29 protein-coding genes, 1 tRNA gene and 2 pseudogenes are annotated in these 26,114 nt (G+C 56.2%); 15 read left to right on the plus strand and 17 right to left on the minus strand.

Annotation, left to right across the window (positions count from 1 at the left end):
* Nucleotides 1–243: 243 nt before the first annotated feature.
* Together msrQ and msrP are read right to left on the minus strand one after the other, a co-directional pair.
* Nucleotides 244–858: a protein-methionine-sulfoxide reductase heme-binding subunit MsrQ gene (gene msrQ / locus ACR0J0_RS22805; protein ID WP_480666276.1), complete on the minus strand. Its 615-nt coding sequence runs from the start codon at nt 856–858 to the stop codon at nt 244–246.
* Nucleotides 859–862: 4 nt separating this feature from the next.
* On the minus strand, nt 863–1,765 hold the full coding sequence (gene msrP / locus ACR0J0_RS22810) for a protein-methionine-sulfoxide reductase catalytic subunit MsrP (RefSeq protein ID WP_480666277.1): 903 nt from the start codon (nt 1,763–1,765) through the stop codon (nt 863–865).
* 374 nt (nt 1,766–2,139) lie between these two features.
* Between msrP and ACR0J0_RS22815 the strand changes: the two genes are divergently transcribed.
* From ACR0J0_RS22815 to ACR0J0_RS22825, 3 genes are all read left to right on the plus strand, one after another.
* Nucleotides 2,140–2,331, plus strand: coding sequence for a hypothetical protein (locus ACR0J0_RS22815; RefSeq protein ID WP_480666278.1), 192 nt, complete (start codon nt 2,140–2,142; stop codon nt 2,329–2,331).
* A gap of 335 nt (nt 2,332–2,666) precedes the next feature.
* Complete coding sequence (locus tag ACR0J0_RS22820) at nt 2,667–3,482, plus strand: cyclase family protein (protein WP_480666279.1); 816 nt, start codon at nt 2,667–2,669, stop codon at nt 3,480–3,482.
* Between the two features lie 70 nt (nt 3,483–3,552).
* On the plus strand, nt 3,553–3,948 hold the full coding sequence (locus ACR0J0_RS22825; protein WP_170418063.1) for a GFA family protein: 396 nt from the start codon (nt 3,553–3,555) through the stop codon (nt 3,946–3,948).
* A gap of 121 nt (nt 3,949–4,069) precedes the next feature.
* On the opposite strand, the gene clpB is transcribed toward ACR0J0_RS22825, so the two are convergent.
* Complete coding sequence (gene clpB, locus ACR0J0_RS22830) at nt 4,070–6,688, minus strand: ATP-dependent chaperone ClpB (protein WP_480666280.1); 2,619 nt, start codon at nt 6,686–6,688, stop codon at nt 4,070–4,072.
* Between the two features lie 127 nt (nt 6,689–6,815).
* Nucleotides 6,816–7,136 (minus strand): hypothetical protein, encoded by a 321-nt coding sequence (locus ACR0J0_RS22835; protein WP_480666281.1) that lies wholly within the window; start codon nt 7,134–7,136, stop codon nt 6,816–6,818.
* A 147-nt stretch (nt 7,137–7,283) separates the two neighbouring features.
* Between ACR0J0_RS22835 and pyrF the strand changes: the two genes are divergently transcribed.
* Nucleotides 7,284–7,988, plus strand: a complete 705-nt coding sequence (pyrF, locus tag ACR0J0_RS22840; RefSeq protein ID WP_480666282.1) for an orotidine-5'-phosphate decarboxylase — start codon at nt 7,284–7,286, stop codon at nt 7,986–7,988.
* A 272-nt stretch (nt 7,989–8,260) separates the two neighbouring features.
* Here the strand turns inward: pyrF and ACR0J0_RS22845 are convergent, their stop codons facing one another.
* Complete coding sequence (locus ACR0J0_RS22845) at nt 8,261–8,659, minus strand: NUDIX domain-containing protein (protein ID WP_480666283.1); 399 nt, start codon at nt 8,657–8,659, stop codon at nt 8,261–8,263.
* An 88-nt stretch (nt 8,660–8,747) separates the two neighbouring features.
* On the opposite strand from ACR0J0_RS22845, the gene ACR0J0_RS22850 reads away from it, so the two are divergent.
* Nucleotides 8,748–10,001, plus strand: coding sequence for a DNA polymerase IV (locus tag ACR0J0_RS22850; protein ID WP_480666284.1), 1,254 nt, complete (start codon nt 8,748–8,750; stop codon nt 9,999–10,001).
* Nucleotides 10,002–10,003: 2 nt separating this feature from the next.
* On the opposite strand, the gene ACR0J0_RS22855 is transcribed toward ACR0J0_RS22850, so the two are convergent.
* On the minus strand, nt 10,004–10,864 hold the full coding sequence (locus ACR0J0_RS22855) for an N-formylglutamate amidohydrolase (protein ID WP_480666285.1): 861 nt from the start codon (nt 10,862–10,864) through the stop codon (nt 10,004–10,006).
* A 148-nt stretch (nt 10,865–11,012) separates the two neighbouring features.
* On the opposite strand from ACR0J0_RS22855, the gene ACR0J0_RS22860 reads away from it, so the two are divergent.
* Together ACR0J0_RS22860 and ykgO are read left to right on the plus strand one after the other, a co-directional pair.
* Nucleotides 11,013–11,087, plus strand: a tRNA-Val gene (locus ACR0J0_RS22860).
* 90 nt (nt 11,088–11,177) lie between these two features.
* Complete coding sequence (gene ykgO / locus ACR0J0_RS22865; RefSeq protein WP_005648635.1) at nt 11,178–11,303, plus strand: type B 50S ribosomal protein L36; 126 nt, start codon at nt 11,178–11,180, stop codon at nt 11,301–11,303.
* Nucleotides 11,304–11,407: 104 nt separating this feature from the next.
* Here the strand turns inward: ykgO and ACR0J0_RS22870 are convergent, their stop codons facing one another.
* Nucleotides 11,408–12,721, minus strand: a complete 1,314-nt coding sequence (locus ACR0J0_RS22870; protein ID WP_480666286.1) for a serine hydrolase domain-containing protein — start codon at nt 12,719–12,721, stop codon at nt 11,408–11,410.
* 292 nt (nt 12,722–13,013) lie between these two features.
* On the opposite strand from ACR0J0_RS22870, the gene ACR0J0_RS22875 reads away from it, so the two are divergent.
* A complete protein-coding gene (locus ACR0J0_RS22875; protein ID WP_480666287.1) occupies nt 13,014–14,030 on the plus strand; it encodes a Fe(3+) ABC transporter substrate-binding protein in 1,017 nt (338 codons plus the stop codon).
* Between the two features lie 110 nt (nt 14,031–14,140).
* Here ACR0J0_RS22875 and ACR0J0_RS22880 read toward each other — a convergent pair whose 3' ends face one another.
* The gene (locus ACR0J0_RS22880; RefSeq protein ID WP_480666288.1) at nt 14,141–15,070 is read right to left on the minus strand and encodes an autotransporter domain-containing protein; all 930 of its coding nucleotides are present in this window, start codon (nt 15,068–15,070) and stop codon (nt 14,141–14,143) included.
* A gap of 270 nt (nt 15,071–15,340) precedes the next feature.
* Here ACR0J0_RS22880 and ACR0J0_RS22885 point away from each other — a divergent pair, with 270 nt between their 5' ends.
* Together ACR0J0_RS22885 and ACR0J0_RS22890 are read left to right on the plus strand one after the other, a co-directional pair.
* Nucleotides 15,341–15,553: a hypothetical protein gene (locus tag ACR0J0_RS22885; protein ID WP_480666289.1), complete on the plus strand. Its 213-nt coding sequence runs from the start codon at nt 15,341–15,343 to the stop codon at nt 15,551–15,553.
* 288 nt (nt 15,554–15,841) lie between these two features.
* The gene (locus tag ACR0J0_RS22890; RefSeq protein WP_480666290.1) at nt 15,842–16,705 is read left to right on the plus strand and encodes a LysR family transcriptional regulator; all 864 of its coding nucleotides are present in this window, start codon (nt 15,842–15,844) and stop codon (nt 16,703–16,705) included.
* Between the two features lie 42 nt (nt 16,706–16,747).
* Here the strand turns inward: ACR0J0_RS22890 and ACR0J0_RS22895 are convergent, their stop codons facing one another.
* Nucleotides 16,748–16,891 (minus strand): hypothetical protein, encoded by a 144-nt coding sequence (locus tag ACR0J0_RS22895; RefSeq protein WP_480666291.1) that lies wholly within the window; start codon nt 16,889–16,891, stop codon nt 16,748–16,750.
* A gap of 216 nt (nt 16,892–17,107) precedes the next feature.
* On the opposite strand from ACR0J0_RS22895, the gene ACR0J0_RS22900 reads away from it, so the two are divergent.
* From ACR0J0_RS22900 to ACR0J0_RS22910, 3 genes and pseudogenes are all read left to right on the plus strand, one after another.
* Nucleotides 17,108–17,377: a hypothetical protein gene (locus ACR0J0_RS22900; protein WP_480666292.1), complete on the plus strand. Its 270-nt coding sequence runs from the start codon at nt 17,108–17,110 to the stop codon at nt 17,375–17,377.
* A 250-nt stretch (nt 17,378–17,627) separates the two neighbouring features.
* Nucleotides 17,628–18,179 (plus strand): 2OG-Fe(II) oxygenase, encoded by a 552-nt coding sequence (locus tag ACR0J0_RS22905; protein ID WP_480666293.1) that lies wholly within the window; start codon nt 17,628–17,630, stop codon nt 18,177–18,179.
* A gap of 86 nt (nt 18,180–18,265) precedes the next feature.
* A pseudogene (locus ACR0J0_RS22910) lies at nt 18,266–18,433 on the plus strand (transposase); the annotation flags it as partial.
* A 448-nt stretch (nt 18,434–18,881) separates the two neighbouring features.
* Here the strand turns inward: ACR0J0_RS22910 and ACR0J0_RS22915 are convergent.
* From ACR0J0_RS22915 to ACR0J0_RS22940, 6 genes are all read right to left on the minus strand, one after another.
* A complete protein-coding gene (locus ACR0J0_RS22915; protein WP_480666294.1) occupies nt 18,882–20,282 on the minus strand; it encodes a DUF1963 domain-containing protein in 1,401 nt (466 codons plus the stop codon).
* 225 nt (nt 20,283–20,507) lie between these two features.
* The gene (locus tag ACR0J0_RS22920) at nt 20,508–20,984 is read right to left on the minus strand and encodes a DUF411 domain-containing protein (protein WP_480666295.1); all 477 of its coding nucleotides are present in this window, start codon (nt 20,982–20,984) and stop codon (nt 20,508–20,510) included.
* Between the two features lie 92 nt (nt 20,985–21,076).
* Nucleotides 21,077–21,568: a c-type cytochrome gene (locus ACR0J0_RS22925; RefSeq protein WP_480666296.1), complete on the minus strand. Its 492-nt coding sequence runs from the start codon at nt 21,566–21,568 to the stop codon at nt 21,077–21,079.
* Between the two features lie 4 nt (nt 21,569–21,572).
* Nucleotides 21,573–22,472, minus strand: a complete 900-nt coding sequence (locus ACR0J0_RS22930) for a c-type cytochrome (protein WP_480666297.1) — start codon at nt 22,470–22,472, stop codon at nt 21,573–21,575.
* A gap of 9 nt (nt 22,473–22,481) precedes the next feature.
* Nucleotides 22,482–23,075 (minus strand): c-type cytochrome, encoded by a 594-nt coding sequence (locus ACR0J0_RS22935; protein ID WP_480666298.1) that lies wholly within the window; start codon nt 23,073–23,075, stop codon nt 22,482–22,484.
* Between the two features lie 597 nt (nt 23,076–23,672).
* Entirely contained in the window at nt 23,673–23,939 is a 267-nt protein-coding gene (locus ACR0J0_RS22940; RefSeq protein ID WP_480666299.1) for a helix-turn-helix domain-containing protein, read from the minus strand.
* A 198-nt stretch (nt 23,940–24,137) separates the two neighbouring features.
* Between ACR0J0_RS22940 and ACR0J0_RS22945 the strand changes: the two genes are divergently transcribed.
* Nucleotides 24,138–24,665 (plus strand): RNA 2'-phosphotransferase, encoded by a 528-nt coding sequence (locus ACR0J0_RS22945; RefSeq protein WP_480666300.1) that lies wholly within the window; start codon nt 24,138–24,140, stop codon nt 24,663–24,665.
* Between the two features lie 83 nt (nt 24,666–24,748).
* Nucleotides 24,749–25,132, plus strand: a complete 384-nt coding sequence (locus ACR0J0_RS22950) for a hypothetical protein (protein WP_480666301.1) — start codon at nt 24,749–24,751, stop codon at nt 25,130–25,132.
* Between the two features lie 148 nt (nt 25,133–25,280).
* On the opposite strand, the gene ACR0J0_RS22955 is transcribed toward ACR0J0_RS22950, so the two are convergent.
* Both ACR0J0_RS22955 and ACR0J0_RS22960 read right to left on the minus strand, forming a co-directional pair.
* Nucleotides 25,281–25,817, minus strand: a complete 537-nt coding sequence (locus tag ACR0J0_RS22955) for a hypothetical protein (RefSeq protein ID WP_480666302.1) — start codon at nt 25,815–25,817, stop codon at nt 25,281–25,283.
* Nucleotides 25,801–26,114: pseudogene (locus ACR0J0_RS22960) on the minus strand (hypothetical protein); the annotation flags it as partial. The gene ACR0J0_RS22955 and the pseudogene ACR0J0_RS22960, both read right to left, overlap by 17 nt.

The following is a 26,114-nucleotide window of genomic DNA, read 5'->3' on the forward strand; positions in this document are numbered from 1 at the left end:
TCCCACCGTCTCCCCGGTGCGCCCCCAGCGCCTCAGCAGCGCCGGTGAAGGGGGTTCTAAGGATAACCGCATACCTCCGCAACCGAAAAATTCGACAAACTTGAAAAAAACCGAAAAAACACAATTTAACTAAAAATAACAGCTACTTATAAAAGTCTCCCCAGCCCGCAGAATGCACAAGAAAGAGGAACTTGCGCCGAATCCGGGGTTTTGCACCGAGTTACCCACAGACTCGGCGCCGAGTCAGGCGGAATCGGCCGGACGGAACCGTGTCAGCAGGCTGGGAAAGGGAATCCGCAGCAGCAGCAGACCAACAATCAGGGACAGATAGACCAACGGCTCGATCTGAAATCCCTTGGCGAGCATAACATAATGCAACCCGCCCAGTAGTGCCGCCGGAAAGACCAGACGCTGAAGGCTGCGCCAGCGAGAACCCAGTTTACGTACAGACAAGTTATTTGAGGTTACCGCCAGTGGGATCATCAGGATGAACGCCGCCATGCCAACCGTGATATAAGGACGTTTGAGAATATCCGCCCAGATCTGGCTGGGCACCTGCACGTCCAGAATCAGCCAAACCAGAAGATGCAGGCTGACATAGGCAAATGTCAGGACGCCCAGCGCCCGACGGAACTTTAGCAGGTTCAGGCCGAGGAACCGCCGCAGTGGTGAAATCGCCAACACGGCGATCAATAGTTGCAGCGCCAGTTCTCCATACTGGTGCTCCAGTGCCTCAATCGGATCAACGCCCAGCCCGCCGGTCAGCCCCTGATAGAACAGCCAGGGCGCCGGAAGTGCGCCCAGCAGGTAAACCAACCAAACGGGGATGCGGCGCAGTATCTGATTCAGCGTCTGCATGGTCTTAGTGGTTTTCCGACAGATCCATACCTTCATAGAGGCCAGCGACCTCTTCTTCGTAGCCGTTGAACATCAGCGTCGGGATACGTTTTGCGAACAGACCACCGCCAATCTGACGTTCCGAGGCCTGCGACCAGCGCGGGTGGTCCACGTTCGGGTTCACATTACTATAGAAGCCATATTCACGCGGGGCAGACATGTTCCAGCTGGTGGGCGGTTCGACATCAGTCAGCGTGATGCGGACAATCGACTTGATAGACTTGAAGCCATACTTCCACGGCACGACCAGACGCAGGGGGGCTCCGTTCTGGTTCGGAATCGGTCGTCCGTAAATGCCAGTGGCCATGATGGTCAGCGGATGCATCGCCTCATCCAGACGCAAACCTTCCCGATAGGGCCATTCGAGGATCGGGTACTGCACCCCCGGCATCTCATCCGGGCGATAGGCGGTTTCAAAGGCCACGTATTTGGCCCCATCCTGCACACCGGCCATGTTCAACAGATCAGCCAGTTCAAACCCGTTCCACGGAATAACCATCGACCAGGCTTCGACACAGCGGAACCGATAGATGCGCTCTTCGACGGTCATCTCGGACATGATGTCCTTGAAATCATAATCACCGGGTTTGTCGACCAGGCCGTCGATCTTGACGCTCCAGGGTTCAGTCACCAGCGTGTGAGCATATTTCGCCGGATCGTCCTTGCGCGTGCCAAACTCATAAAAGTTGTTATATGAGGTGATTTCTTCCCAGCTATTTGGTTCGAGAGCTTCCTGCGCCATGGCCGGACGCGCCATTCCCGCCAGTCCGACACCCGCCAATCCGGCCATCACCTGCCGCCGGTTCAAAAACGCCGCCCTTGGGGTGACGTCGGCATGTGTCAGTGTATTGATCCAGCGATGCGCCATCTATGTCTCCTTGATAAGCTAGCCTGAGGCTTCAGTTAATCCGCTGATAGCACAGCACCAAGGCAACATGCGTCACGATTGGGAGAAGAGACTGTAACGATTCCCATTCGATGGTGAATGCCTACGGCGCAGAACTCCGTTACTGAGCACGCGATACTGCGATAAGTGGCATCAACCTCGAGTGATGCTGAGATCCCCGTGCAAAACTCCGCCAGATTGACCCTGCGTCACCCAAGTTGTTGATTTTGGTCAATGAAACGGCGCGCAAGACAGAGTATTCTACGCCCAAGCGGCCTCGCCTTCTGGCTGCCCAAAGTTGGTAACGCCCAAGGCGTCGCGAAACCCCAACGCAACTTGATCGGAAAGGACACCACATGAAACTGAAACTGGTCGCGGGCCTTTCGCTGGCCCTGATCATCGCGGCATGCGGTGAAAAACAGACTTATCCCATCTCTGGCTGTGATGCGAACTCGACCTATCCCGTGACCTGCGAGGAAATTGGTGACGGGACCCAGCTTGGCAAATCGAATCCGCAAGACCTCAACGCGTTGCCATCCGGCACGTAAACTGTGTGATCGAAAGCCAGAGCTACGCCGCATCCTGGCTGATGGTTTAAAGAGCCCGCCCTTCGGTGGGCTCTTTCTTCGACTGGGGCCGTTACTTGAGAATCGACGCGTTTCCAGCGGATGATGCATCAGTTTCCCGCGCAAACTCTGTCGCAGGGCACACCGGGAATTGTCACGCTGAGTTGATTGAACTGTGCCTATTTGCGAAAAACACCCGAGCCTCCAATCTTTACAAATGCTTCGCTCAACATGCAGGCTGCTGTCCAGGATCCGCGACCTGACCTCCGGATCCGCTGTTCACCCGATTGTCGGGATAGACTGAAGGGAGAAGACGAATGTGTGACATCTGTGTGATGAACGCGGTCAAGGACCGTATGCTGTCAAGAAGAGGGTTTTTCAAAGCCGCAGCGGCCTCGGGCGTTGCGGTCGCCGCGACCGGAGTCAGCGCGCCGGTCGCCCTTGCGGCGGGCCAAGGCAAGGTCGAGGATATGACCCACACGATCAGCGCCGAATTCCCGACCTACTTTGGCGAACCGGGATACGCGTCCGAGCAGGTCTTCAATTTCGCCGAACACGGCCTCAACCTGCAACGCCTTACAGTGAACGAACACACCGGCACGCATATAGATGCACCTTTGCACTTTTCGGCGGATGGTGCGTCGGTCGACGAAATCCCGGTCTCAGATCTTATTGCGCCGCTTTGCGTGGTCGACATCGCCGCCCGGGCTGCCGAAGACGCCGACACCTTGTTAACCCCGGATGACCTGAAGGCGTGGATTTCCGCAAACGGTGACATTCCGGATGGCGCCTGCGTGGCCTTGTATTCCGGCTGGGCAGCCAAAGTCGACACCGACGACTATCGTGGGTTTGACGGACAGGCGCAGCATTATCCAGGTTTCCACCCCGAAGCCGCCATGATGTTGATCGAAGAAACCGGCACACGATCCATTGCGTCCGACACCTTGTCTCTGGATCACGGTATCTCAACCGATTTTGGCACCCATTACGCATGGCTGCCGACAGGCCGGTTTGGAATCGAAAACATCGCCGGACTGGATCGTGTTCCGGCCGCAGGCGCAACGCTGGTGATAGGCGCGCCGAAACATGCGGGCGGCACCGGTGGACCGGCGCGCATTTTTGCGATGGTCTAGGGCCATATTGACAGCGACATGGGAAAACCCGCCAGACTGACCGGTTTTCCCAAAACAGGCGGAGTGGGAAATGCTGACAGGTACTTGCCATTGCGGCACAACTGGCTGGACATTGAATGCCGCGCCTGAGTCGGCCACCGCCTGCAATTGCACGATCTGCAGGCGTTATGGAGCACTTTGGGCCTATGGGTATGTTGGACGGGATATAGAAACAAGCGGCCAGACCAGCACATATCTGCGCCAAGACAGTGGGGATATCTGTTTCCAGTTTTGCCCGATCTGCGGGTGTATAATGTACTTCGCTGCAAAATCAGCAGATCAGCGTGGCCGTTATCGAGCGGCTGTCAATCTGCGTATGTCCGACTTGTCACTGATACATAAGGTGCCAATTCGCCGCTTTGAGGGGCACAACAGCTTCAAGGCACTTCCCGGCGATGGCAGAACGATAGAGGACGTCTGGTTCTGAGCTATGACATGCCCACCCGATGTTGGGCAGCAGACGCTCTGCAATACGCAGAGCTGATACCTGAAACTCAACGCAAAAAAGACCCGCCAAATTGGCGGGCCTTTCTTTTTAGCATTGCGGATCAATGCACCACGGCATCATCCGGGCGGGGCCGATCTGACGTGCCCAGCCTGTCACCGATGATCAGACCTTCGGCCCCGGCGGTGACTGGAACGGTCTCGCCATCCTTGATCTCACCGGCGAGCAGAGCCTCGGCCAACGGGTTCTGCAAAGCACGTTGGATCACGCGCTTGAGCGGACGGGCACCAAAGACCGGATCATAGCCTTCATCAGCCAGCCATTCTCTGGCACCATCGTCCAGCGCCAGCTCGATCTTGCGGGCGGCCAGACGTTTTTGCAGACGCGCCATCTGGATATCGACGATGCCATCCATATCGGCCCGCTTGAGTCGGTCAAAGATGATCGTTTCGTCCAGACGGTTCAGGAATTCGGGCCGGAAATGCGCCCGGACCGCATCCATCACGTCACGTTTGGCCTGCGCACTGTCGGCCCCTTCGGGCAACTGGCTGAGCGCCTGAGACCCAAGGTTCGACGTCAGGATGATCAGCGTCTGCTTGAAGTCCACGGTGCGACCCTGACCATCGGTCAGAACACCATCGTCCAGAACCTGCAACAGCACGTTGAACACATCCGGATGCGCCTTTTCGACCTCGTCAAACAGCACGACCTGATAGGGCCGGCGCCGTACAGCTTCGGTCAGCACGCCACCTTCATCATAGCCGACATAGCCCGGAGGGGCGCCGATCAGACGGGCGACCGCGTGTTTCTCCATGAACTCGGACATGTCGATGCGCACCATCGCGTTGTCGTCGTCGAACAGGAAGTTCGCCACGGCCTTGGTCAGTTCTGTCTTACCCACGCCGGTCGGGCCGAGGAACAAGAACGAGCCCAGCGGGCGGCCCTCATCATTCAGACCGGCACGCGCACGGCGCACTGCGTTGGCCACGGCTGTGACCGCCGCATCCTGACCAATCACGCGGGAATGCAGATCGTCTTCCATCCGCAGCAGTTTCTCACGCTCGCCTTCCAGCATTTTCGAGGTCGGAATACCCGTCCAGCGTTCGACAACACTGGCGATCTGTTCCGGACGCACCGTTTCCTCGGCCATCATGGCGTTGCTTTCGGCGTTTTCGGCCTCGGTCAGCTTTTTCTCAAGCTCGGGGATGACGCCGTAAGACAGCTCACCCGCCTTGGCGAGGTTACCTTCGCGCTTGGCGATCTCCAGATCAGCACGTGCTTTGTCGAGCTGTTCTTTCAGATCCCGTGCGCCCGCAAGCTTGTCACGTTCGGCCTGCCATTGGGCGGTCATCTCGGCGGATTGCTCCTGCAGATCGGCCAGATCCTTTTGCAAGGTTTCCAGACGATCCTTCGAGGCCGCGTCGTCTTCCAGCTTCAGCGCCTCTTCCTCGATCTGCATTTGCAGGATCTGACGATCCAGCTGATCGAGTTCCTCGGGCTTGGAATCCACTTCCATCCGCAGGCGCGATGCCGCTTCATCGACAAGGTCGATGGCTTTGTCAGGCAGGAACCGGTCGGTGATGTAGCGATGCGACAAGGTCGCCGCCGAGACCAACGCCGAGTCCGAGATGCGTACACCGTGGTGCAGCTCGTATTTCTCCTTGATGCCGCGCAGGATGCTGATCGTGTCCTCGACGGTGGGTTCCGTGACCATCACAGGCTGGAACCGGCGCGCAAGGGCCGCGTCTTTTTCGACGTATTTACGATACTCATCCAGCGTGGTCGCACCAATACAATGCAACTCACCCCGGGCAAGCGCAGGCTTGATCAGGTTTGCGGCATCCATCGCGCCGTCGGATTTACCGGCGCCGACCAGAGTATGCATCTCGTCGATGAACAGGATAATCTCTCCGGCGGCCTCGGTCACTTCGGTCAGAACCGCCTTGAGGCGTTCTTCGAACTCACCGCGATATTTTGCGCCCGCAATCAGCGCGCCCATATCGAGCGCGAGCAGCTTTTTATCCTTCAGCGATTCCGGCACGTCGCCGTTGACGATGCGCAGGGCCATGCCCTCGGCAATCGCGGTTTTACCGACGCCGGGTTCCCCGATCAGAACCGGGTTGTTCTTGGTGCGGCGTGACAGAACCTGCATCGACCGGCGGATCTCCTCATCCCGCCCAATGATTGGATCAATCTTGCCCTCAGCCGCGGCCTCGGTCAGATCACGCGCGTATTTCTTGAGCGCATCATAGCCTTCTTCGGCCGACGCCGAGTCAGCCGTGCGACCCTTGCGGATATCGTTGATCGCTTCGTTCAGCTTCTGGGCGGACACGGCTCCTGCATCCAAAGCGTCCTTGGCTTTGGATTTCACCATGCACAATGCCATCAGAACGCGTTCGACCGGCACAAAGCTGTCACCCGCTTTGGTGGCAATCTTTGCGGCCTCATCCAAGACTTTTGCGGTCTGGCCATCCATGTAGATCTGGCTCGCGTCGCCGCTCACCTTTGGGATTTTGGACAATGCGGCATCAAGAGCTTCGACCACGCGCACCGGCGCGCCGCCAGCGCGGGTAATCAGGTTGCTGGCCAGCCCCTGATCATCATCCATCAATGCTTTCAAAATATGTTCGGGCAACAGTCGCTGGTGCCCCTCGCGCAGCGCAATCGTCTGCGCCGCCTGCACGAAACCCCGTGCCCGCTCGGTGAACTTGTTTAAGTCCATAGCAATCTCCTTTTTCTAAGCGCCCTGAATGTGATGCGCCCGCTTGGCAGCACGCGTCAGTTTGGGCCTCACATTCCATTTGGGAAATATCTTTGTCCGTTCAAGAGGCTAAACCGCAGAATCCGGTTTAACGACGAGGCACGGAGTAGACGGTGTACCCGCCAGTTTGCGCCACCTCGCGGGCGTTATACATTTCCACCAGAGATTGTGCCGCGTCACTGCCGGTCGGGCAGGACACAAGGTCCGCTGCATCATCCAGAAAATTGACGGTAAACGCGGTCTCGCCGGTCAGTTGGCAATCGTCATCAGTTGAACGATAGCCGCGCACCAGCCTCAAATCTTCATTTGTAGGCGACACGACAACCGAGTCAGCGGCTTCGGTTTCAAGCGGCATGTCCTGACACGCCGGTAATATCAGAACGAGGCCGAAGCCAATCAACCATTTCATTGTCCCACCTTTCTCAGATCTTCTTATGAGTGAACCCTATCACAGTCTTGCCATGGCTGCTTGATTTCGATCACCGGCCTGTCCTGCATGGACACAAGCGCCCGAACAAGCTAGGACGCAGACGTTTGCCAAAAAGGAGCTTGCCCCATGTCCGATGATCGCTTGATCGTAGCCCTCGATGTTCCCAACGCCCTGCAGGGCCTGGCCATGGCCGAGCGGCTGGGTGATGCCGTCTCATTCTACAAGATCGGGCTGGGTATGCTGACGGGCGGTGGTCTGGCGCTGGCGAATGAGCTGAAGCAGGATCACGGCAAGCGTATTTTTCTGGATATGAAGCTGTTTGACATCGGCAACACGGTTGAGAACGCCGTACGGGGTCTGGCGCAGTTCGATCTGGATTTCCTGACCGTTCATGGCGACCCCCACGTGGTGCGCGCTGCTAAAGAAGGGGCTGCGGGCAAGGACCTCAAGATTTTGGCGGTGACCATCCTGACGTCGCTGAACCGTGACGACCTGGATGCCAGCCTGCTGAAAGAGGGTGACGTGCAGGATCTGGTTGTCGAACGCGCCGCCAAAGCGCTTGAGGCCGGAGCGGACGGCGTAATCGCCAGCCCGCAAGAGGCCGCCTTGATCCGCGCCCTGCCCCAGGCCGAAGGCCGCCTGATCGTCACCCCCGGTGTTCGGCCCGCTGGTGCCGAGCTGGGCGATCAGAAACGCGTTGCCACCCCGGCCAGCGCGATCGGAGACGGAGCTGACCACATCGTCGTCGGCCGCCCGATCTATCAGGCAGAGGACCCAAAGGCGGCGGCCGAAGCTGTACTTGCTGAGCTAAATTCCTTGACACAACACTGAAAGGACACGCGTTTTCCGGGAATTTCGACCCAACGACCGGCCCCAACGCGTTGACCTTACGTCACTTTCCGGTCTCTCCGCGCCAAATCGTCTCTGTGCCCGAAAACACACATGAAAAATACGAGTTTTGACGATGTGACCTCGGTCCTATCTAAATCTCGGAATTTGAGCGATTCTGAGGGCGTGATACTCCCCGCGGACCATATCTTCCTGAGGTCCGTCACCTCCCCCCGCCAATCGCGGGGGGTCTTCTTCCGAAAGCAATGCTTGCTTCAAAACATCCCTGTTGCGGCCATGTAATGGCGTAAGCGGATCGCAAAATTGGGAACCGCCAATGCGTCTTGCAGATACAATTCTGGCGACATCAGCAGCCATCCCTGCCCTTCATCACCGAATCTGATCAGGTTGACATCGCCGGGTGGACGGAGCGCCGCGAAAAACCAGTTTTCACCATATTGGCGCGACCAGACGAAATCCTCTGCCGTAAGGTGCAGGCCGACCTCTTCAATCGTTTCGCGCGTGACGCATTGCAACGGCGTCTCTGCCCCTTCCCGCCCGCCTCCGGGAAAATCAAAATGACCCGGAAAAGGGATATCCTTGTTGTCGTCCCGTTGAATCACCAGCAGGTTCGATCCAAGAAACAGCGCAACCTTTGCTCCGGTGAAATGCATGAACGGCTTTTTCTTTGTTTCCTGACAGGATAAATTTTAGCCAACACCTCACGCAAACCAAAGCGCATAAATCTGAGAAGTGAACGTAATGCCTGCTTTATGCCGCGACTGCTTTTCGACAATGCAACAGGAAGCGCGCTGCCCCTCCTGCGGAAGTCCGCGGATCAAGGCGCACCCCGAGCTTTTTGACCTGTCCATTGCGCATATGGATTGTGATGCGTTTTATGCCTCGGTCGAAAAGCGCGACAATCCGGAACTGGCCGACAAACCGGTGATCATCGGCGGCGGTAAACGCGGTGTCGTGTCTACGGCGTGTTATGTGGCGCGGATTCGCGGGGTTCGTTCGGCCATGCCAATGTTCAAGGCGCTGCAGCTTTGCCCTGATGCCGTTGTCATCAAGCCGCGCATGTCGGTCTATGCTGAGGTGTCCCGCCAGATCAGGGCGATGATGGACGAACTGACGCCTGTGATCGAGCCGCTGTCCCTGGACGAAGCCTTTATGGACCTGTCCGGCACGCAACGCCTGCACGGCGCACCACCGGCAGTGATGTTGGCCCGGTTGGTGAAACGGATGAAGGATGAACTGGGTGTAACCGGCTCAATCGGTCTTTCGCACAATAAGTTTCTGGCAAAGGTGGCCTCGGATCTGGACAAGCCGCGCGGGTTTTCGGTGATCGGCAAGGCGGAAACGGCCGACTTCCTCTACAACAAGCCCGTACGCCTGATTTGGGGCATAGGTCCGGCCGCGCAAGAGTCATTGGATCGGGCCGGTATCCGAACCTTTTCGGACCTGCTGCGCTGGGACCAGGAGGCGCTGACCGCGCGGTTCGGGTCGATGGGCTATCGCCTGTGGCATCTGGCGCGCGGTCAGGACAAACGGCGCGTATCCTCGCACGAGCCGATGAAGTCGATCAGCAACGAGACCACGTTTTTCGAGGATACGGCCAGTCTGGACATCCTGGACGGTCACCTGTGGCGCATGTCCGAAAAGGTTGCGGACCGGGCCAAAGCCAAAGGGCTGGCCGGGCGAGTTGTGACGCTGAAGCTGAAACAGGCGAACCACAAGATCATCACCCGGCGCGTTTCACTGCGGGATGCCACGCAGATTGCGGATCGTATTTATCGCACCGCACGCGGATTGTTCGATCAGGTCGGGGACAAAGGACCTTATCGTCTGCTTGGCTGCGGGATATCCGATCTGTGCCCAGAAGATCAGGCCGATATCTCAGGCGACCTTCTGGACCCCGGCGCAGCCCGGCGGTCTCAGGCAGAACGCGCCACGGATGAGATCAGGCGCCGGTTCGGAACGGATGCGATTGTAAAGGGCCGGGCCTTGCGCTGAGGTCACTCGGCCGCCAGTTGCAATGGTTCGCCGCCGATGCCGGAAATCTCCATGATCACCTGGCGCAGCGTCTCACGGAACGCTTCGAAGTTATCGCTGGGTTCAATCTTGCCTTCATCCATATAGAGCGACCGGTCGATCTCGATCTGGATGGCATGCTGGTTGCGCCCGGGCCGCCCATAGGTCTGCGTCACGTAAGCCCCGGCAAACGGCGCATTTCGCGCAACCACCAGACCGGCCGACGCGAAGGCCGCTTCAATCCGGTCCACGATTCCCGCAGAAGCCGAAGCCCCGAACCTGTCGCCCAACACGATCTGCGGTCGCTGAGACTTGGCAGTGCTGGCCATTGCAACGGCCTCATGCGGCATCGAGTGGCAGTCGATCAAAATGGCCTGACCAAAGGTATCGAGCGATTCGGCCAACAATGACTTGAGACGCGCGTGATAGGGCCGCCAGCACGTGTCGATGCGCAGGCGCGCCTCGTCCATGGTCAGCTTGCCGCGATAAATCGCGCGCCCATTGGCGACAACCCGGGGAATCACGCCTAGCCCCGATGCGACCCGAGGGTTGTGCCCGTGGCGACGCGCGCCCTGAATCAGTGCCGGATCCAGTTCCTCCGCACTGCGGTTCAGGTCCAGATAGGCGCGCGGCTTGGTTGCCGAAATGAGGGGTGCACCATAGTCGACAGCCGAGGAAAACAGTTGATCTACAAACGCATCTTCCGAAGACCGAATCACATTTTGGCTCAGAACTGTGCGATTTAACATTGCATCGGGGTAGTTTCGGCCACTATGCGGAGAAGAAAACACTACGCAAGACGTGCGTTTGACGGGCATATCCAATACGTAGGCAGCGTTCTTCATGGTGACTCCTTGTTCGCTTTGAGCATAGACCGGAAAATAGTTCTGCCAAACCCCTTGAACCCCTCTGCGACTCCTTTTATAGACCCCGCTACCGGCGCGGGGTTCCGCGCCCCATTTCGTTATGGGGCTGGGCACGCAAAGGTAAAGTGGGCGGTTAGCTCAGCGGTAGAGCACTTCGTTGACATCGAAGGGGTCACAAGTTCGATCCTTGTACCGCCCACCATCTATTCACTGCTTCGGACCTCCGGGGCACCCGCTAACCCAGGCGCTGGCCACGTCCTTGATGAAGGCGCCGCAGATTGGAGACAGACCCATGAAGGTCAAGAACTCGCTCCGCTCGCTCAAGAACCGGCACCGTGATTGCCGTGTTGTGCGTCGCAAAGGCCGCGTCTACGTGATCAACAAGACGCAGCGCAAGTTCAAAGCTCGCCAGGGCTAAGAACTGCACATAACTGTTTAAAAGAACCGCGCCCCTGGGTGCGGTTCTTTTTTTGGGTGCTTCTATGTCTGCTACGCGGACAAACCGGACTGTCCCCAGTAGCTTCAATCTCCCGCCAAGTAATCGTTGATTGCGTCAATCGCCGCGTATGTGAAATCATCGTAGAACGCGCCTGTCGACTGAGGTTGTGAGGCTTGTCTGATGAAGGCCGTGTTGTTAGCTCGATCAATGTAAATCCACTGACCGTGAATGCCGAGCGCGGTGAAGGCTTCACGGCCTTCGTTGTGACGCACCCACCATTGTGCACGATAGCTACCTTCTCCATCGGGCATTTCGTTGACATTGGGACCATTCGTCCAGGCGTCTCTATCACCCCCTGTTTCCAACGCTTCGATTACGGCCTCAGGTACGACGACTTCACCGTTAACCATTCCATCATTCAGCATCATGGTAGCAAATCGTGCCAAGTTGTGCGGTGTTGCATTCAGTCCACCGCCAGCAAATAGGGTGCCATTTTGATCAAGCAAAACGTAGGTCTCACCTTCAGCGCCGACCTTTTCCATTAGTTCTGTGAGTTGGTCAAAGAAAGACTGATCTGTCACACGATTGGTGACCCAGTTGACCACGTCTGTTTTGGGGGTTTGGTAGTGAAACACTTCTCCATGCGCATGTTCTGGATCAATGTCCAGGGTCGGCAAATACCCATAAATGCTGTCAGGCAAGTCCTCTCCAGGGTTGGAGGGAAGCAGGCCAAGAACGCGTCCATACTGTTGGATTCCGGAATTGGGGTCAGCATATTCTTCCGTAAACGCCATAGAATTAGTCATATCCAGAGCTTGGCCAAAGGTTGCTTCTCCAAAAGCTCCAGAGGGTGCCAGTTCCGGAATGATTTCTTTCAAAGGAGCGTCTTCTTGAACAAGCCCCGCGTCGACGGCCATTAGGCCGAAGAGACCTGCAAACGATTTGGTCACCGACATCATTTGGTGCGGTTGATCGGCGTGCATGCCGTTTAGATATCTTTCGAAGACAATAGTATCGCCTCTCAGAACCAAAAATGCATCTGTGTAAGTTTGCTCTAGGAAGCCATCGAGACCCACATTCTCGCCATCTGGATGAGCGATACTCAGTCTTTCAATCCCTCCGTCTGGGGAGACTTTCAACTTGCGTGGCGCTGTGGAGGGAGGGATGTTCGCCGAGGGATAGAATTGGCGCATGTTTTGGTAGGACCAGCGATTGTATGGCACGCCAAACAACGCGTTATTACGAGTGACACGCTTGTCGGCCGAAGGTGGGAAGCCTTTCATAAGACCGAGTTCATTATGTGTGGCGTAAGGATTGTCCCCATGCTCATCGGCTGACGAAAAAGTCGTTGAAATGGAAATAATTGCAACTGTTGTGGCAAGCGTTTTGATAAACATTTTTTGAACCCTCCCAAGATGAGATTAACACATCAGGTTTTTTGAACGTTCGCAACTTTCTTGCGCGAGCAACTCTTGCGGTTTGGGAGTATGAAAGGCTGCTCTGGGCTCATTTCGGTCATTCCCACCGCTTTTTTCAGGTACACGTTGGCTCATGCTTATACGCGCCCACCAACGGCGACCTTTTGACCAACTAATTTTGTCGGAATTGCTTGCATCTCCTCGAGAATCGTTTAATTGACCAAATCAGTCGGATTACGACCCGCCACAACTTTCAATGTTGGGAAATGAAATGCTGAAATCTTCCACCTGCGTTGCCGCCGCTCTGACGGCCCTGATTGCAACCTCCGCCGCTGCCGAAGGGGAACTGAACCTCTATTCCTCGCGCCACTACGACACCGACGAAAAACTGTACGGTGACTTCCAAGAGGCCACTGGAATCACCATCAACCGCATCGAAGGCAAGGCTGATGAGTTGATCGCCCGTATGGAAGCCGAAGGGGCGAACTCGCCTGCCGATATCCTGCTGACCGTCGATACATCACGTCTGGCACGCGCCAAAAACGCGGGCATTCTCCAATCGGTCGACAGCACCGTTCTGGAGGAGCGCATCCCCGCCAACCTTCAGGATATCGACAACGAATGGTTCGGTTTTTCCCAGCGCGGTCGTATCATTTTCTACGACAAGGAAAACGTCGCGAACCCGCCAGCCACTTATGCCGACCTGGCCAAGCCGGAATACAAGGGCCTGGTCTGCATCCGGTCGTCCAGCAACACCTACAACCAGACTCTGCTTGCATCGATCATCACTCATGAAGGTCCCGAGGCCGCCAAAGCATGGGCCGAAGGTATCGTCGCCAATATGGCCCGTGAGCCGCAAGGCGGCGACACAGATCAGCTGCGCGGCATCGTGTCGGGTGAATGCGACATCGCGGTTTCGAACACCTATTACTTTGCCCGTGCGATCCGCAAAGATGTCAAAGGCGTGTCTGCCGATATCGATGCAATCGGCTGGGTCTTCCCCAACCAGGACGGCACCGGTGCGCATATGAACCTGTCCGGCGCCGGTGTGGCGGCGAACGCTCCGAACAAGGAAAGCGCCATCCTCTTCCTCGAGTATCTGGCTAGCGATTCCGCTCAGTGGTACTTCTCAGCCGGGAACGATGAATTTCCCGCCGTCGAGAGTGTTGAGCTGGTCGACTCGGTTAAATCGCTGGGTGAATTCAAGGCAGACGACGTGAACCTTTCCGAAGTTGCCAAGAACCTGCCCGAGGCCCAGAAGATCTTTAACGAAGTTGGCTGGAAGTAAGCCACAGGCAAGAACCGAGCAGTGTGAAGGGCGCAGAATTTCTGCGTCCTTTCTATTTCTTACCAGTCACTTCCGAGAACCTTCAGCAACACGCCTATTCACACCCAACTTTAAAATCGAACGCCAAACCCAATAGAAAATCCCGAGAATTGGTCAGCAATCACACCATTAAGCATGATACGCCCCGCCTGGACCGCCGGGAGCCCGATCTTTGTCGTGTCGACCTCAATACCAACACCGGCCGTCGCCAGCCAATCAGTATCCAGGACCATCGCGCTATCGCCGTGATAGAGCACAACCCCGGCATCCAAAACCAGCTTTGACGGACGACCAAGAAGCCTGACATTCTCAAGCGGATAGCGATAACGTGAAAACAACGTCGTTTGGTTGGAATTGGCCTTGGCGCCTTCCGCTTGCGGTTCGTTTATTGGCTGGAACTCCAAAAACGACTGCCGTACACGAAACTCGGCCTCCCACGGCCCGAATTGCGCCTCGCGAAAGAGGCTCAAGGATGCTCCGACGCCGTATGCGTTGAGGTTTCCATCAACCACATCGCCCCCGCCCGAGCTGGAGGGAAACAACGGGAAATTCGAAAAGACAGCATCTGTCGTGACATGTCCCAGCGACAGGTGCGCTACGGGGCGGAAGTACCAATCGTTTGCAAGCGGAAACTCCCATCCGAGGCCAAATGTTGCGGCCAAGCTCGACCATTTCACATCGACTTCGGAATCGGACGCGAACTCGGGAAAAATAAGCGTTGGATTGTAGTTCTGGTATGCAACCAGACCTTCAATATACATGCCGTTTTCCAATGGCTTGAACCCGCCCCGCAGCTGGGTCGAACGCAGGCTTCTTGCGTCACCTGAAGCGCTGAGAAAGGCAAGAGATGACAGTGTCTCGTTTGGGGTTGCTGCAATGCTCAGCACCGCCAGCGCCGCTCGGGCCGCCGCTTCTGAGGCGTCTGGATCGAGGTTCTCAGCTTCTGATTGCGGGGCGAAACTCCAGATCAGAAACGATATGTACGCAACAAGTCTTTTCAATACGTGGGTTCGCCTGTCGAAGATGCTCTGCTGTAGCGTGCAACCACTTGGGAAGCGCAAGGAGTACTGGGACAATGCTATCCCAGTCGCATCCTCCTAAAAATCCAAAACAGCGAAGTCACGGCTATGAATCCTGAAGGCGGGTATTTTGGAAACACCTAAGGGCGACGAGTTTTCAGGCCACCTCTGCCGCACATCTATCGACCGCCAACTGGAAAGTGATTTGGCAAACGGCATTTGATTGGGTTCAATTGGATCAGGAGGTGCGCCATGAAACCGGAACGTTTCGAGAAGTTTTACTTTGCCAAAGTCGGCATGGGCGAAGCTTGTGGTTGCGCCGAACGAGTGATCGATGTGTTCGAATTCAACCGGAAAGGCGGCATGCAATCCAAGCGGGCGCTGAAACAGGACCGGCGGAAACACAGGTCATTCCGGTCATGGGCCGTCAAATACGGACTTCTGAGCCGCAAACGCCAGTTTTAGGGGGGCTCTCGCAGCTCTCGTCATCTATTGGCTATGAGTCCTGACCCTAGGCAACGCAGGCCAATACGTTCCCGATCAGGTGAGGCAGGTCGTGTAGCATGAAAGATGCTTCGCGCTGCCGGGAGCCGTTCTTCGACACTCACTTCGAGATGGGGGACTCTGAGACCCTGGGGTCGCAACCGAACAGCGGCGACAGTTTCATGCTACGAACTAAATCTGCCACATACTGTTTTAGTTGAATAGCGAAATTGCTTCATGCATTATATTTGAAAATCGAATAGATACCCCATGGATATTGAACTCGCGCGAACATTTCTGGCGATTGTTGAAACGGGCAGTTTTCTGGAGGCTGCCAACAAAGTTTACGTCACGCAATCAACAGTGAGCATGCGTATTCGGTCGCTCGAACAACAGCTCGGACGACCAGTATTCGAGCGAGGGAAATCCGGCGCCACACTTACTCCGGCCGGGCATCGGTTTCACAAGCATGCGCAGGCACTTGTCAGATGCTGGACACAGGCCCGGATTGACGCCGCCCTGCCTGATGCGGTGGAAACTGCCCTGGAAATCGGTGCTGTGCCCAGCTTGTGGGACGGGTTCCTGATCGATGCGATGCCAGAGTTTATGCAAGCGTTTCCGAATGTGGCGGTTCACGGGTCTACGGTTTCAACTGAAACACTACTAAGCCAAACAACTGCGGGCGCGCTGGATTTGGCTGTGATGTATGATCCGCGGAACACTGTCGGGCTGACCGCAATGCAGTTGTTCGAAGATGATTTCGTACTCGTGAGCAGCGATTTCGATACCTCGCGAAACCCATTTGAAGAAAACTATGTTCTAATCGACTGGGGGCCGGAGTTCCGTGCCGATCACCTGCTGAACTTTCCGGAAATTCCGACGCCAATGTTGCAGCTTGGAATTGGCACTCTTGGCCTGAACTACTTGAAAGCCCAGCCTAGCGCCGGATATTTCCCCTGGCGGGTAGTTGCGCAGGAAGTCGAAACCGGTTGGTTGAGGGTGATTGAGGATGCTCCTCGGTTTGCTTATGCCGCCTATGCCGTTTTTGCTAACGATGATCCGGAAAGCCTCCCCTGCAAGGCGGCCCAGCTTTTGAGTGACTTTGCAAAAGAACAGTTTCCCGTCACGGCCTGAGATGGCGGGCTACGCGCTGCTTACCATTTGGAAGGCGAATTTTCAGTTTTCGGAAGCCTCCAAGGTTTCGGTCGCTGCGGGCTGCATTTTGCCAGACTCGAACATTAGACCTGCGGTAATCCCGACCATCAAAACGCCGCCCATGATGGCCCAGTACCTCCAACCAAAAGATCTTTGTAAACGCATTTTTCTCTCCACGGCCGTCCATCGAGACCAGATCAGTATAAGGAGGTATAAAAGTCTGCCAAATCGAAGGGATTGACACTCAAAGAGACAATATACTGAAAACAAACATCTATTCAGATCATCGATAACACAGTTGAGAAAAAATCATAAGGTTTGGCACTCCGAAAACGAACATTGATCCCCTAAAATATCGAAGCAGAGGGAAAGGAGGTATCGATGGATAGGCGTTGGATTAATCGCGTTACCGAACACATAAGGCGTTTCATTGCGTCACAACGGTTCGGGATCGTGAAGCACTCGGCAGCACAACAGCAGGAATTGCAAAGCCCACAAGATTGGGACGATGCCGCCGAGATATGGGACCCGTCCGAATTCGACCCGGAGAAAGAAAATCGGGAACGACGTTTGCGCCCGAGCGATTATGAATGGGAAGTAACCGGCGAACTTCCTTGGCGCGGGCATAATCACCGATTCAAAGGAGGCTGAGGGATATCCCAAGCCTGAACGTTGGATATTTCAGTCACAGGTGACGCAATACTCGCGCCCCTTGATCCCGCATCGTATACCGTTTGGGATCCGACGGCACCGAATGTGAATTCCCACTCCGGATAGCACGCCCCAAAACAATTGAGATTGCAGAAAAATTACGTCGCTTTCAGCCTCTTAGGTCGAAAACAGCGCAGCGCCATCTGCGCGTTTTGGCAAAATTCAGTACCAATCAAGAATGGTGTACAGAATGCTGGAAGTTCATTCGATTCCCGGTGCGTTTACCGCGCGGGAATGTGAGCAAATTGTTGCTGCATCACAAAAAGCCCCGGCAAACGAGGCTCTGCTTGTTGGACAGAACAAGGATCATAATCTGCGCAGAGCGGATGTGACTTGGCTGGACGACGTCGACGGCTCTGATTGGGTGATGTCACGCCTGATCGATGTGGTCCGTCGCTCCAACACCGACAAGTTTGGCTTCGATCTGAGCGAGTTCGCCGAAAGTCCGCAGATTGCCTGCTATAAAGCATCAAATGGTGGTCATTTCGCGTGGCATTCCGATATCGGCGACGGGCCTGTCGCCCGAAAAAGAAAGCTATCGCTGGTCGTTCAACTCAGCAAACCCGGAATGTACGACGGCGGAGACTTGGAGATAATGCCGGGCGCTTATGCAGTAACGGCCAGCCGGCATCAGGGCAGCGCGACCATCTTTCCCAGCTTCTTGTTGCATCAGGTGACACCGGTTGAGAATGGTGATCGGTATTCATTGACGGTCTGGGCGCATGGCCCGGCATTTCGGTGATGATTTCCGTACCCGTTTGATTAAAGTCGGGACCCATTGATTTCCGTTTTGCGGCGTGATTCACGGTTCAAAAACGAGCGGTGAACGTGTCTGATCTCTTCTGGCTTACGGATGCGCAAATGGCGCGTCTGGAGCCCTTCTTCCCGAAGCCCCACGGCAAGCCGCGCGTCGATGACAGGCGTGTGGTGAGCGGGATTATCTTCATCAATCGCAATGGTTTGCGGTGGCGGGATCCAGCCGTCGGCACGTATAATGCGAATATGACAAGAGATATTGAAGCCAACGCTAAGACAATCGCTGATGCCCTGACCTCTCCGGTCAGGATGACGGGTTTGGTCATATGCGTTTCCTCTTAGATTGTGGGGCACCGCATTGGGAAGCATGGATACAAAAAGACCGCCCAAGCGGCGGCCTCGGAATAGATGGTATTATCCGGCCGCCTTATTTCGGGGCCAGCCACCAGAGTGTCGAAAGGAGCATCAGGTTATCCATGCCGACAGCGGTATTGCCGGAAACGAATGCCGTCAAGCTGACACTGTGGGTGATTCAACCGCAGATCGCTTCACATAACACCCGTTCAGCGACGTTCGTGGTTCGTGATCCGGCGCGGGTTGGAGGCCTTCACGAAGAAAAAAAGGTGGCCCGCAGTATTGTGTCATGGTTTCGATGCTTGTGTAGCTGAAATCTCTGAAGCCGATTTTGTTACACTGAAGTGTGGCAGACAAGCTTACCTGTCTCCAACTGACCTTCACTCATATCCTCTCTCGGGCACCAGATAGAAAAGCCATGCTCATGTTCTCTCAGAATGCCCAGAGCATCATCAGATCGGAAAGTGATCAAACAATCCATACCGCGTAGTTCAACAGGATGCGTTGACGGGGGCAATGCGCGTCCAAACAGACGATGGAATCTGTATCCCGTGAGGACATCGGACAGAACACACTGTAGATATGAAGGTATATCTGCGAGGTCGTCCTTTTCGAAACCACCTTTCCTATTTTTAACGCGCACACGCAGTTGCTGAGAAATAAACGTGTCCCGGCTTGGTGCAAGCGCCCATTTTATCGAAAATTCACCAAGTTGTTCAGCAAATGCTCTCCGCTTCTCGAGGATGCTCTTCAGTTCACCCTGGTCGATTGGAGTATCAGGTGGCATCGCCTCTGCTTTCGCCACAAATTTATCGAAAGCTTCAAAAAACCCAGGGCCAAACCTTTCCATTGCCGCATAATGCTGTGCCAACTGCTCGTCATGACGTTTCAGGGGAGGCGAGTTTTCATCACGTTGTGACATCTTCTCGTTAAACTCCTGCCGCGACTTGTCGTCGTAAGTGCGGTTGTAAGCAATGCTCTGGGCTTCTCCTGCTGCAATTCCCCAGTTGGTGATCCACTCTTCTGCGGGTGGGTCGATAAATGCGCGGTCCTCGCCAGTGTCCATCTCGTAATGCAAATTGAGCGCCCAACGCGGGAACGTCTTTCCAAGATCGAAGAACCCGGCATCATCCAGATCTGGAAGGTCCTCTGGGACTTGCCTTGGTTGCGCTTTCTGCATCTGCTCCTCGGTCAGTTGAACAACACGATAGCTACCCGCATCCTGGCGCAGGAAAGACACAAACAGAAGCAGCGCCCCACTGTCTTTCAATTTGACAGGCTTTGGTTCCGACAAAGCATCAAGGTCGACCTGAAGAACAAAGTGCATCGGTCTCCCGTCAGGATCGCGCGGCCATGCGTGATCAACTGGCAAAAGCGGCAGGCCACCGAACCAGGATGTTGCGGTTTGGTCTGCCTCAAACGGTGAGCGGAGGTGCAAAAACCAAGCGGGCAGTTCCGCGGCGCGATCAGCCTCACCATCCATTGCAAGGAGTTCGCTGTTTCGGATTTCATCGTCCTTGGTGTTCCAGACGGTTTCCTTCTCGGGTGTCGTGTTCTGCTTTGTTTTCTCTGGCCAGTTCTTGATAAGAAGACCGACAAAACAAAGGGCTATGAAAAAGAAAAGGCACAGAACGCCTTGCGCCAACGAAATTTCACGTAGCTGGATGCCAATGGCGGCAATTGCCACAAACATGAAGGCTGCCGCGAAGAAAAAGGTGCTTATTATCTTTTGCATGGGCGGATCGTTCAATCGAAGCTTTCAATTGACCCACATCTAAACTTGAATTTTAGCAACCTAAAGCAGAATAGTACGCGACCAAAATTCGACCTTCTGTCTGTAGCCAACGTCGGAATTAAAAGGGCTCCGGCGCAACTGGCGCCGGGGCCTTTCTTGGGTCCCACCAAACGGAATGCGTCACCAGGAGACCCGCCTTTTATACCCGTCAACCGGAAAACGTGGTCAGGCCGCCGCGTAGTGCCTAAACACTTCCGTAGTGCCATCCTTGCGGATCAGGAAAACCGAATAGGCCTCTCGTTCACTCTCCGGTCCCATGCCGGGTGAGCCAAAGGGCATACCGGGAACGGACAGCCCCACCGCATCGGGGCGCTCGGCCAGAAGACGCCGGATATCGGTTGGCGGCACATGGCCCTCGATGATGTAGCCCTCGACCAGGCCGGTGTGACAGGAGGCCATCTCCTCCGGGACACCCTTTGTGGCTTTATATTGAGACAAGGTCTCCCAGGAGGCGTTCTGCACCTCCATCTCGAACCCGTCGCGCTGCATGATGTCGATCCAGGCACCGCAACACCCGCAGTTCGGGTCCTTGAGGACCTCTACCCGCGGTTTGGCGGTTGCAAAGGCTGGCGTGGCCAGAGCGATGCCGGAGGCACCGAGGCCAGCCAGAAAGAGGCGGCGGTCGAGTGTCGAGGTGGTCATGTCATTTCCTTTCCGTTTTCGCGCCCGCGGTTTGACGTGTTTCTTGTGACCGAAACCGCGGGCAAGTGTCATGATATGTGTCAAGCGGGTGGTCATGAGCCGCCCTGCATTTGTTCGCTTTCGGTGCGCACCGCTTGCATCTCGCGGATGCGCTCAGGCCAGGTGGACTTGATATAAGCAAGGATGTCCCAAATCTGCTGATCGCTCAGACTGTCGCCAAATCCCGGCATGCCGCTGGCAAAGCCGGACACGCCGCGGGTTTGCAGCGCTGCTGCACCACCCTGTTTGGTGTAGTCAAACAGCAGCGCATCCCCGTGATGCCAGGTATGGCCGGTCTCGTCATGAGGCGGAGCAGGAAGGGTGCCATCCTCATTTGGGGCACGCCAGTTGGGCTGTCCTTCCAGTTCAGCGCCATGGCAGGAGGCGCAGAATTCGGCATAATGCACCGCGCCCTCCTCAACATCGGACTCTTTCGGTAGCACTGGCGGCCCCGCCTGCGTGCCTGACGACGCGAGCCAGGCGACCGCAGCACCGGTGACGACAATCCCGGCCAAGGCAAATGCAAAGATGGTTCCAGTTTTCATTGCCTCATCCCCCTTCATGTTCGTCCATCAGGTAGGTCGCGATAGCCATCCGGTCGGCCTCAGTCAGGAAACTTGTGCCGTAAAGCACGACCTCGCCCATGGAGCCGCCAAAGGCGTCCCCTTCGGGTGTGATGCCGGTGCGCAGGGCATAGGCCAGGCTGGCCACGTCCCATCCCTTGTCAGCCAATGTCACATGATCGATAGCCGGTGCTTTCTCACCGCCGGGCAGCGCATCGCTCCCCAGGAAGTGCTCTGTGTCCGACTTGCGCGCGCCAGCGAGGTTACGCGCCGTATGGCAGGCCGCGCAATGGCTGGCGCCTTCGACCAGTTCGCGACCGCGGTTCCATACCGCGTCCTTACCCGCCACCGGCCCTGTCCTCGGCGGCTCCAGAAAAGCGACGCGCCAGAGTTTCAGCGCCCAGCGCTGGTTGAACGGAAAGCTCATCTCGGGCGGACGCGATGGTTCGGCGACCGGTGGAACTGTTCGGAAAGCCGTCCAGAGATCGGCAATCTCCTGATCCGAGAAGTTGGCATAGAAAGGATAGGGGAAGGCCGGGTAGTAGGCGTGCCCTTCGGGCGAAACCCCCTCGCGGACGGCGCGGGCGAACTGTGCACGGCTCCAGCCTCCGATCCCGTGGTCCGGGTCGGTGGTGAGGTTCGGCGAATACTGCGTGCCAAACGGGGTTTCCAACGCCATGCCACCCGCCAGTGGCGCTCCGCCTTTCGCGAAATCGGTGTGGCACGCGATGCAGCCGGAGGCGCGGGCCAAATAGGCACCGCGGTCGACATCCCCCTCCAGGGTGATGGGCGCGAGAGGCTGGCCGATCGGCCAGGCCATCAGGCCGGCAAGGCTAACCGCGGCGATAACGGCGCCAGCCAGCCCCAGACGATAGAACATACGCATCGTCCTGGCCTATTTCTCGACCCGAAAGCGTGTATGGCAGGCCGAGCAGACCTGCCCCATCATGGCGAAAACCCCGTCGGCCGGCATCTGTGACAGGTCCATCGTGTCGAATTCAGCGGCGCCACCCATCATGCCACCCCCCATCATGGAGCCACCTGTCATTGTGCCGCCCTGACCGCCCATCATATCGCCGACTGCTGGCGCTTCGCGCGCCATCATCAACCCGTTTTCGGAAGCTTCCGCCAATCCGTCTGCCATCACACGCAGCTGATCGGCCAAGGCCGAAAACGCCTCCCAGTCCTGCCAAATCTCTGGCTTCGCCTCGGATGGCGCATCAAGACTGCCTTCGGGGAACAATTTTGTCAGCGCCTCGCCCGCATGGCGGCTGACATCCTCCGACCGTTCGCGCACCACAGCGGCATCATAATCGACCTGCCCCCGCATCATCGGGGTCAGCACTTTCATCGCATCTTTCATCACGCCCATGCTATCCATGCGTTCTTTGACAACGCCGGTGGCTCCGCCATGCGCAAACACCGATTGGCTTGCCACAGCCAGAACGGACGCAACCACCGCGCCCAGCAACAGTTTTTCAGTTTTCATCGGATTTCCCTGTCTGAGTTATCTCATCACGCCAAAGGACGTGTGCGGATACGGATCAGATCAGGGCTTTGGGTGGGGGCGGATCAAAATTCGAAACAACCGGGATACCCTTCGTCGCGCGCGGCAGTCCATACCGTTCACTGCATCCCAATAAATCCGCGTTCAGATTTGACAGTTGGACAATCGCAGGTCCACTGCAAAACGCCCCCCCGTGACAATGGCCCTGATGGTCCTTTGCGGAATGTTCAGCGTGCGTTTGAACTTCGACGGACACCAAGGAGGGCTCATGTTTTCCATGGGCCTCAGCAACACCGCCGGACAAAAGCAGAGCAGCGATGAACACGCCGACCGCGACGAGCATCAGCCCGATCCATCTGCGACTGTCCAAAAGCACCGCTCAGCTCATCCCGTTGTCTTGTTCCAATTCTCTCACCGAGGCGATGATGTTCTCAACGTCCGCGCAGGTCAAGCCTTCGACCAGCGACAACTCGCCAAACCGCCAATGACGCGCGTTCACGCGCTTCTATTCCCTTGCGTTGAGCCCGAGACCGGCAATGATATCTGCACCGACAACTTCCATTCGGCGGCCCGTCATGATCAACGCCCGGAATACCGCCGGCAAGACGTTTTATAGCGCTCTACCTCACTCTCGGACGGCAGATCGCCGGACGGTGCCTCAAGCCGATCGATCTGTTCGACGGAGAGTCCCGAGACATCCGTCAGCGCGTCTTTCGTGAGCCCCGCCAGCTTTCTCAGTTTCAAGAGCTCCAGGGCAAGGTCCGTCTTCTTCTGATTTTGCGCGAGAAACTCTTTGAGCTCTGGCCTCTCCTCCAGGATAGCTTGCTTCAGTTCCTCGACGCTCATACTGCTTCCTTTCCCAACCGACCCCTCCAAATCGATGCCATGCTACCAAAAAATTGCCTGTCCGGGCACCCTTTGCAGCGTCATCGCCAAACCTGGCAGACAAGGGATACGCGTAAAGCCGGTCAATCCCGCCAATCGCATGTTGACACATCCGGGCCGGAACCGTCCAAATGCAGCGAAAATTCGGAAGCGCCGATCATGTCGAAACAAAGCAAGACTCTTTCAAGGATCCTGCGTCACGAGCCTGAACTCGTCGGGCTGACCCTTATGCCGGGCGGCTGGGCGCGTATTGACGATCTTTTGCGAGGGATGAAACGCATCAGTCAGCCGCTGAATGTCGCAGAGTTGCGCAAAATCGTCGAGGAAAACGATAAAAGGCGGTTCACAATCTCGGACGATGGGACACTCATTCGCGCGGCTCAGGGACACTCGGTCGATGTTGACTTGGGTCTCGAAGCCTTAGCGCCGCCGAAAACCCTGTATCATGGCACTGCCAGATCAAATCTCGACAGCATATTCAGCGAAGGTCTGAAACCAGGCAGGCGGCAACAGGTCCACCTTTCTCCTGATCCTGAAACCGCTGAAAAGGTAGGGCAACGGCACGGAAAACCGACCGTCCTTCGGATAGAAACTGGCAGTATGCATCGGGACGGTTATGCGTTCTATCGGGCAGACAATGCGGTTTGGTTGACGGATTTCGTCCCTGCGCAATACCTGGGTTTCTAATCCGACCGCGATACTTGCAAAACGGACGGGCACCTGAACCCAGCGGGCTTACTGAACGAACATGGCGATCGAGGGCAACGGTCGTGAGCAAACCGTCTTTGAAACAGCGGTTCGAACGTTTGGGTCCCGTCAGGGAAATCGACCGGGTGCCGGCTGGTTCGCCAGAATACGTTGCGCTGATCCGGGAGCAGGACAGTGAAGTGAAAATGCCGTCGGCCGTGATAGCTTTGGCACGGTGGGGTGTCCCCATGCTCATGGCAAAGCGTTGCCTGGTGGGTTTCTTGAAAGATGGTCAGGCCGCCATTCATCTGCCGACAGTGGAAGACCGAGGAGCACTGCAGGCAAATCTTGAGAAGGCTGGTATCGGCGTGCGATTCTTAACAGCAGATGCTTATGGGCATCGCGAACGATTATGGGCGATCCTAAAAACTATAGGTACGCTCACAACGCTGCATTTCCGACGTTGATTTTATTAAAGAAAATCTTGGCAATTCGCCCATAATTCTGCGCGGTATTTGCGCAAAACTTTGCACGATTTGCCCATAAGTTTGCATGCTACAGAGAACCCGTCGAACAAACAGGCTCTTAGGCTTAACTGCGGTGCCCAAATGCAACTTACTCCCAATAACTAGCAGACGAGCGCCAGGCGTTGGCTTCGCTATCCCAAACACTGGCGCTGACGCATGGCGTCGGATTTATTTCGTCGCAATAGGAGCCATTTATATCTGCGACAACAACGCGTCGACGACCAAAATCAACGACTGTCCAGCCTTGGTTGAGCAAGGAGTGCACCTCTTCGCCAACCCAAAAGTGCGACATGCATCCGCCAGTTCCGCAGTAAAGAGATGCGGCGCTCGAACACGCAAAACCAGACTCATTCAAAACCCATTCGCGTTGTAGATCTCCGTCGAGATCGACCCTTTCAACCGCGCCCCAGGCTATGTCAAACTGACCGTCGTTGAACTCCGCGCAGGCTCGTGCCGCCAGATCAACCTTCGTCTGCAAACCGGGCGGAAGTTGCGAAACATCAGCCGCGACAGCTGGTGGGGTCCAAACAAGGCCCGAAGCAAGCATAATCCCGGCGACCGAACATTTCATCTGACGCGCTTTTTGGAAAGCTGGTTGGAAGGAGGTATCAGTTGCACTGATCATACCTGTAGTCCCCGTATTCCAGCCAGTTTACCGAGCCTTCGCTAAAAATCAGAAACTCGGACCTGTCTTCCCCAAGCAGGGCGACGACAAATCCGGCCGGCGGCTCAGAGTTTCCGAAGTAGCTGTAGGCCGTCATGGCTCTGATCGACTCGCCGTTAACCGTTACTCTTGCGTCCCACTCTCCCTCCGGTTTTTCCAAAATTACAGGTTCGATCACGCGCTCTATCGCCCCGCCACCACAATAGACAATGCCTTCGGGCGCTTCGTAGGAGGCCCCCTGGTTAATATCTGACTCGC

It is taken from the genome of Ruegeria sp. BF12 (assembly GCF_056538705.1).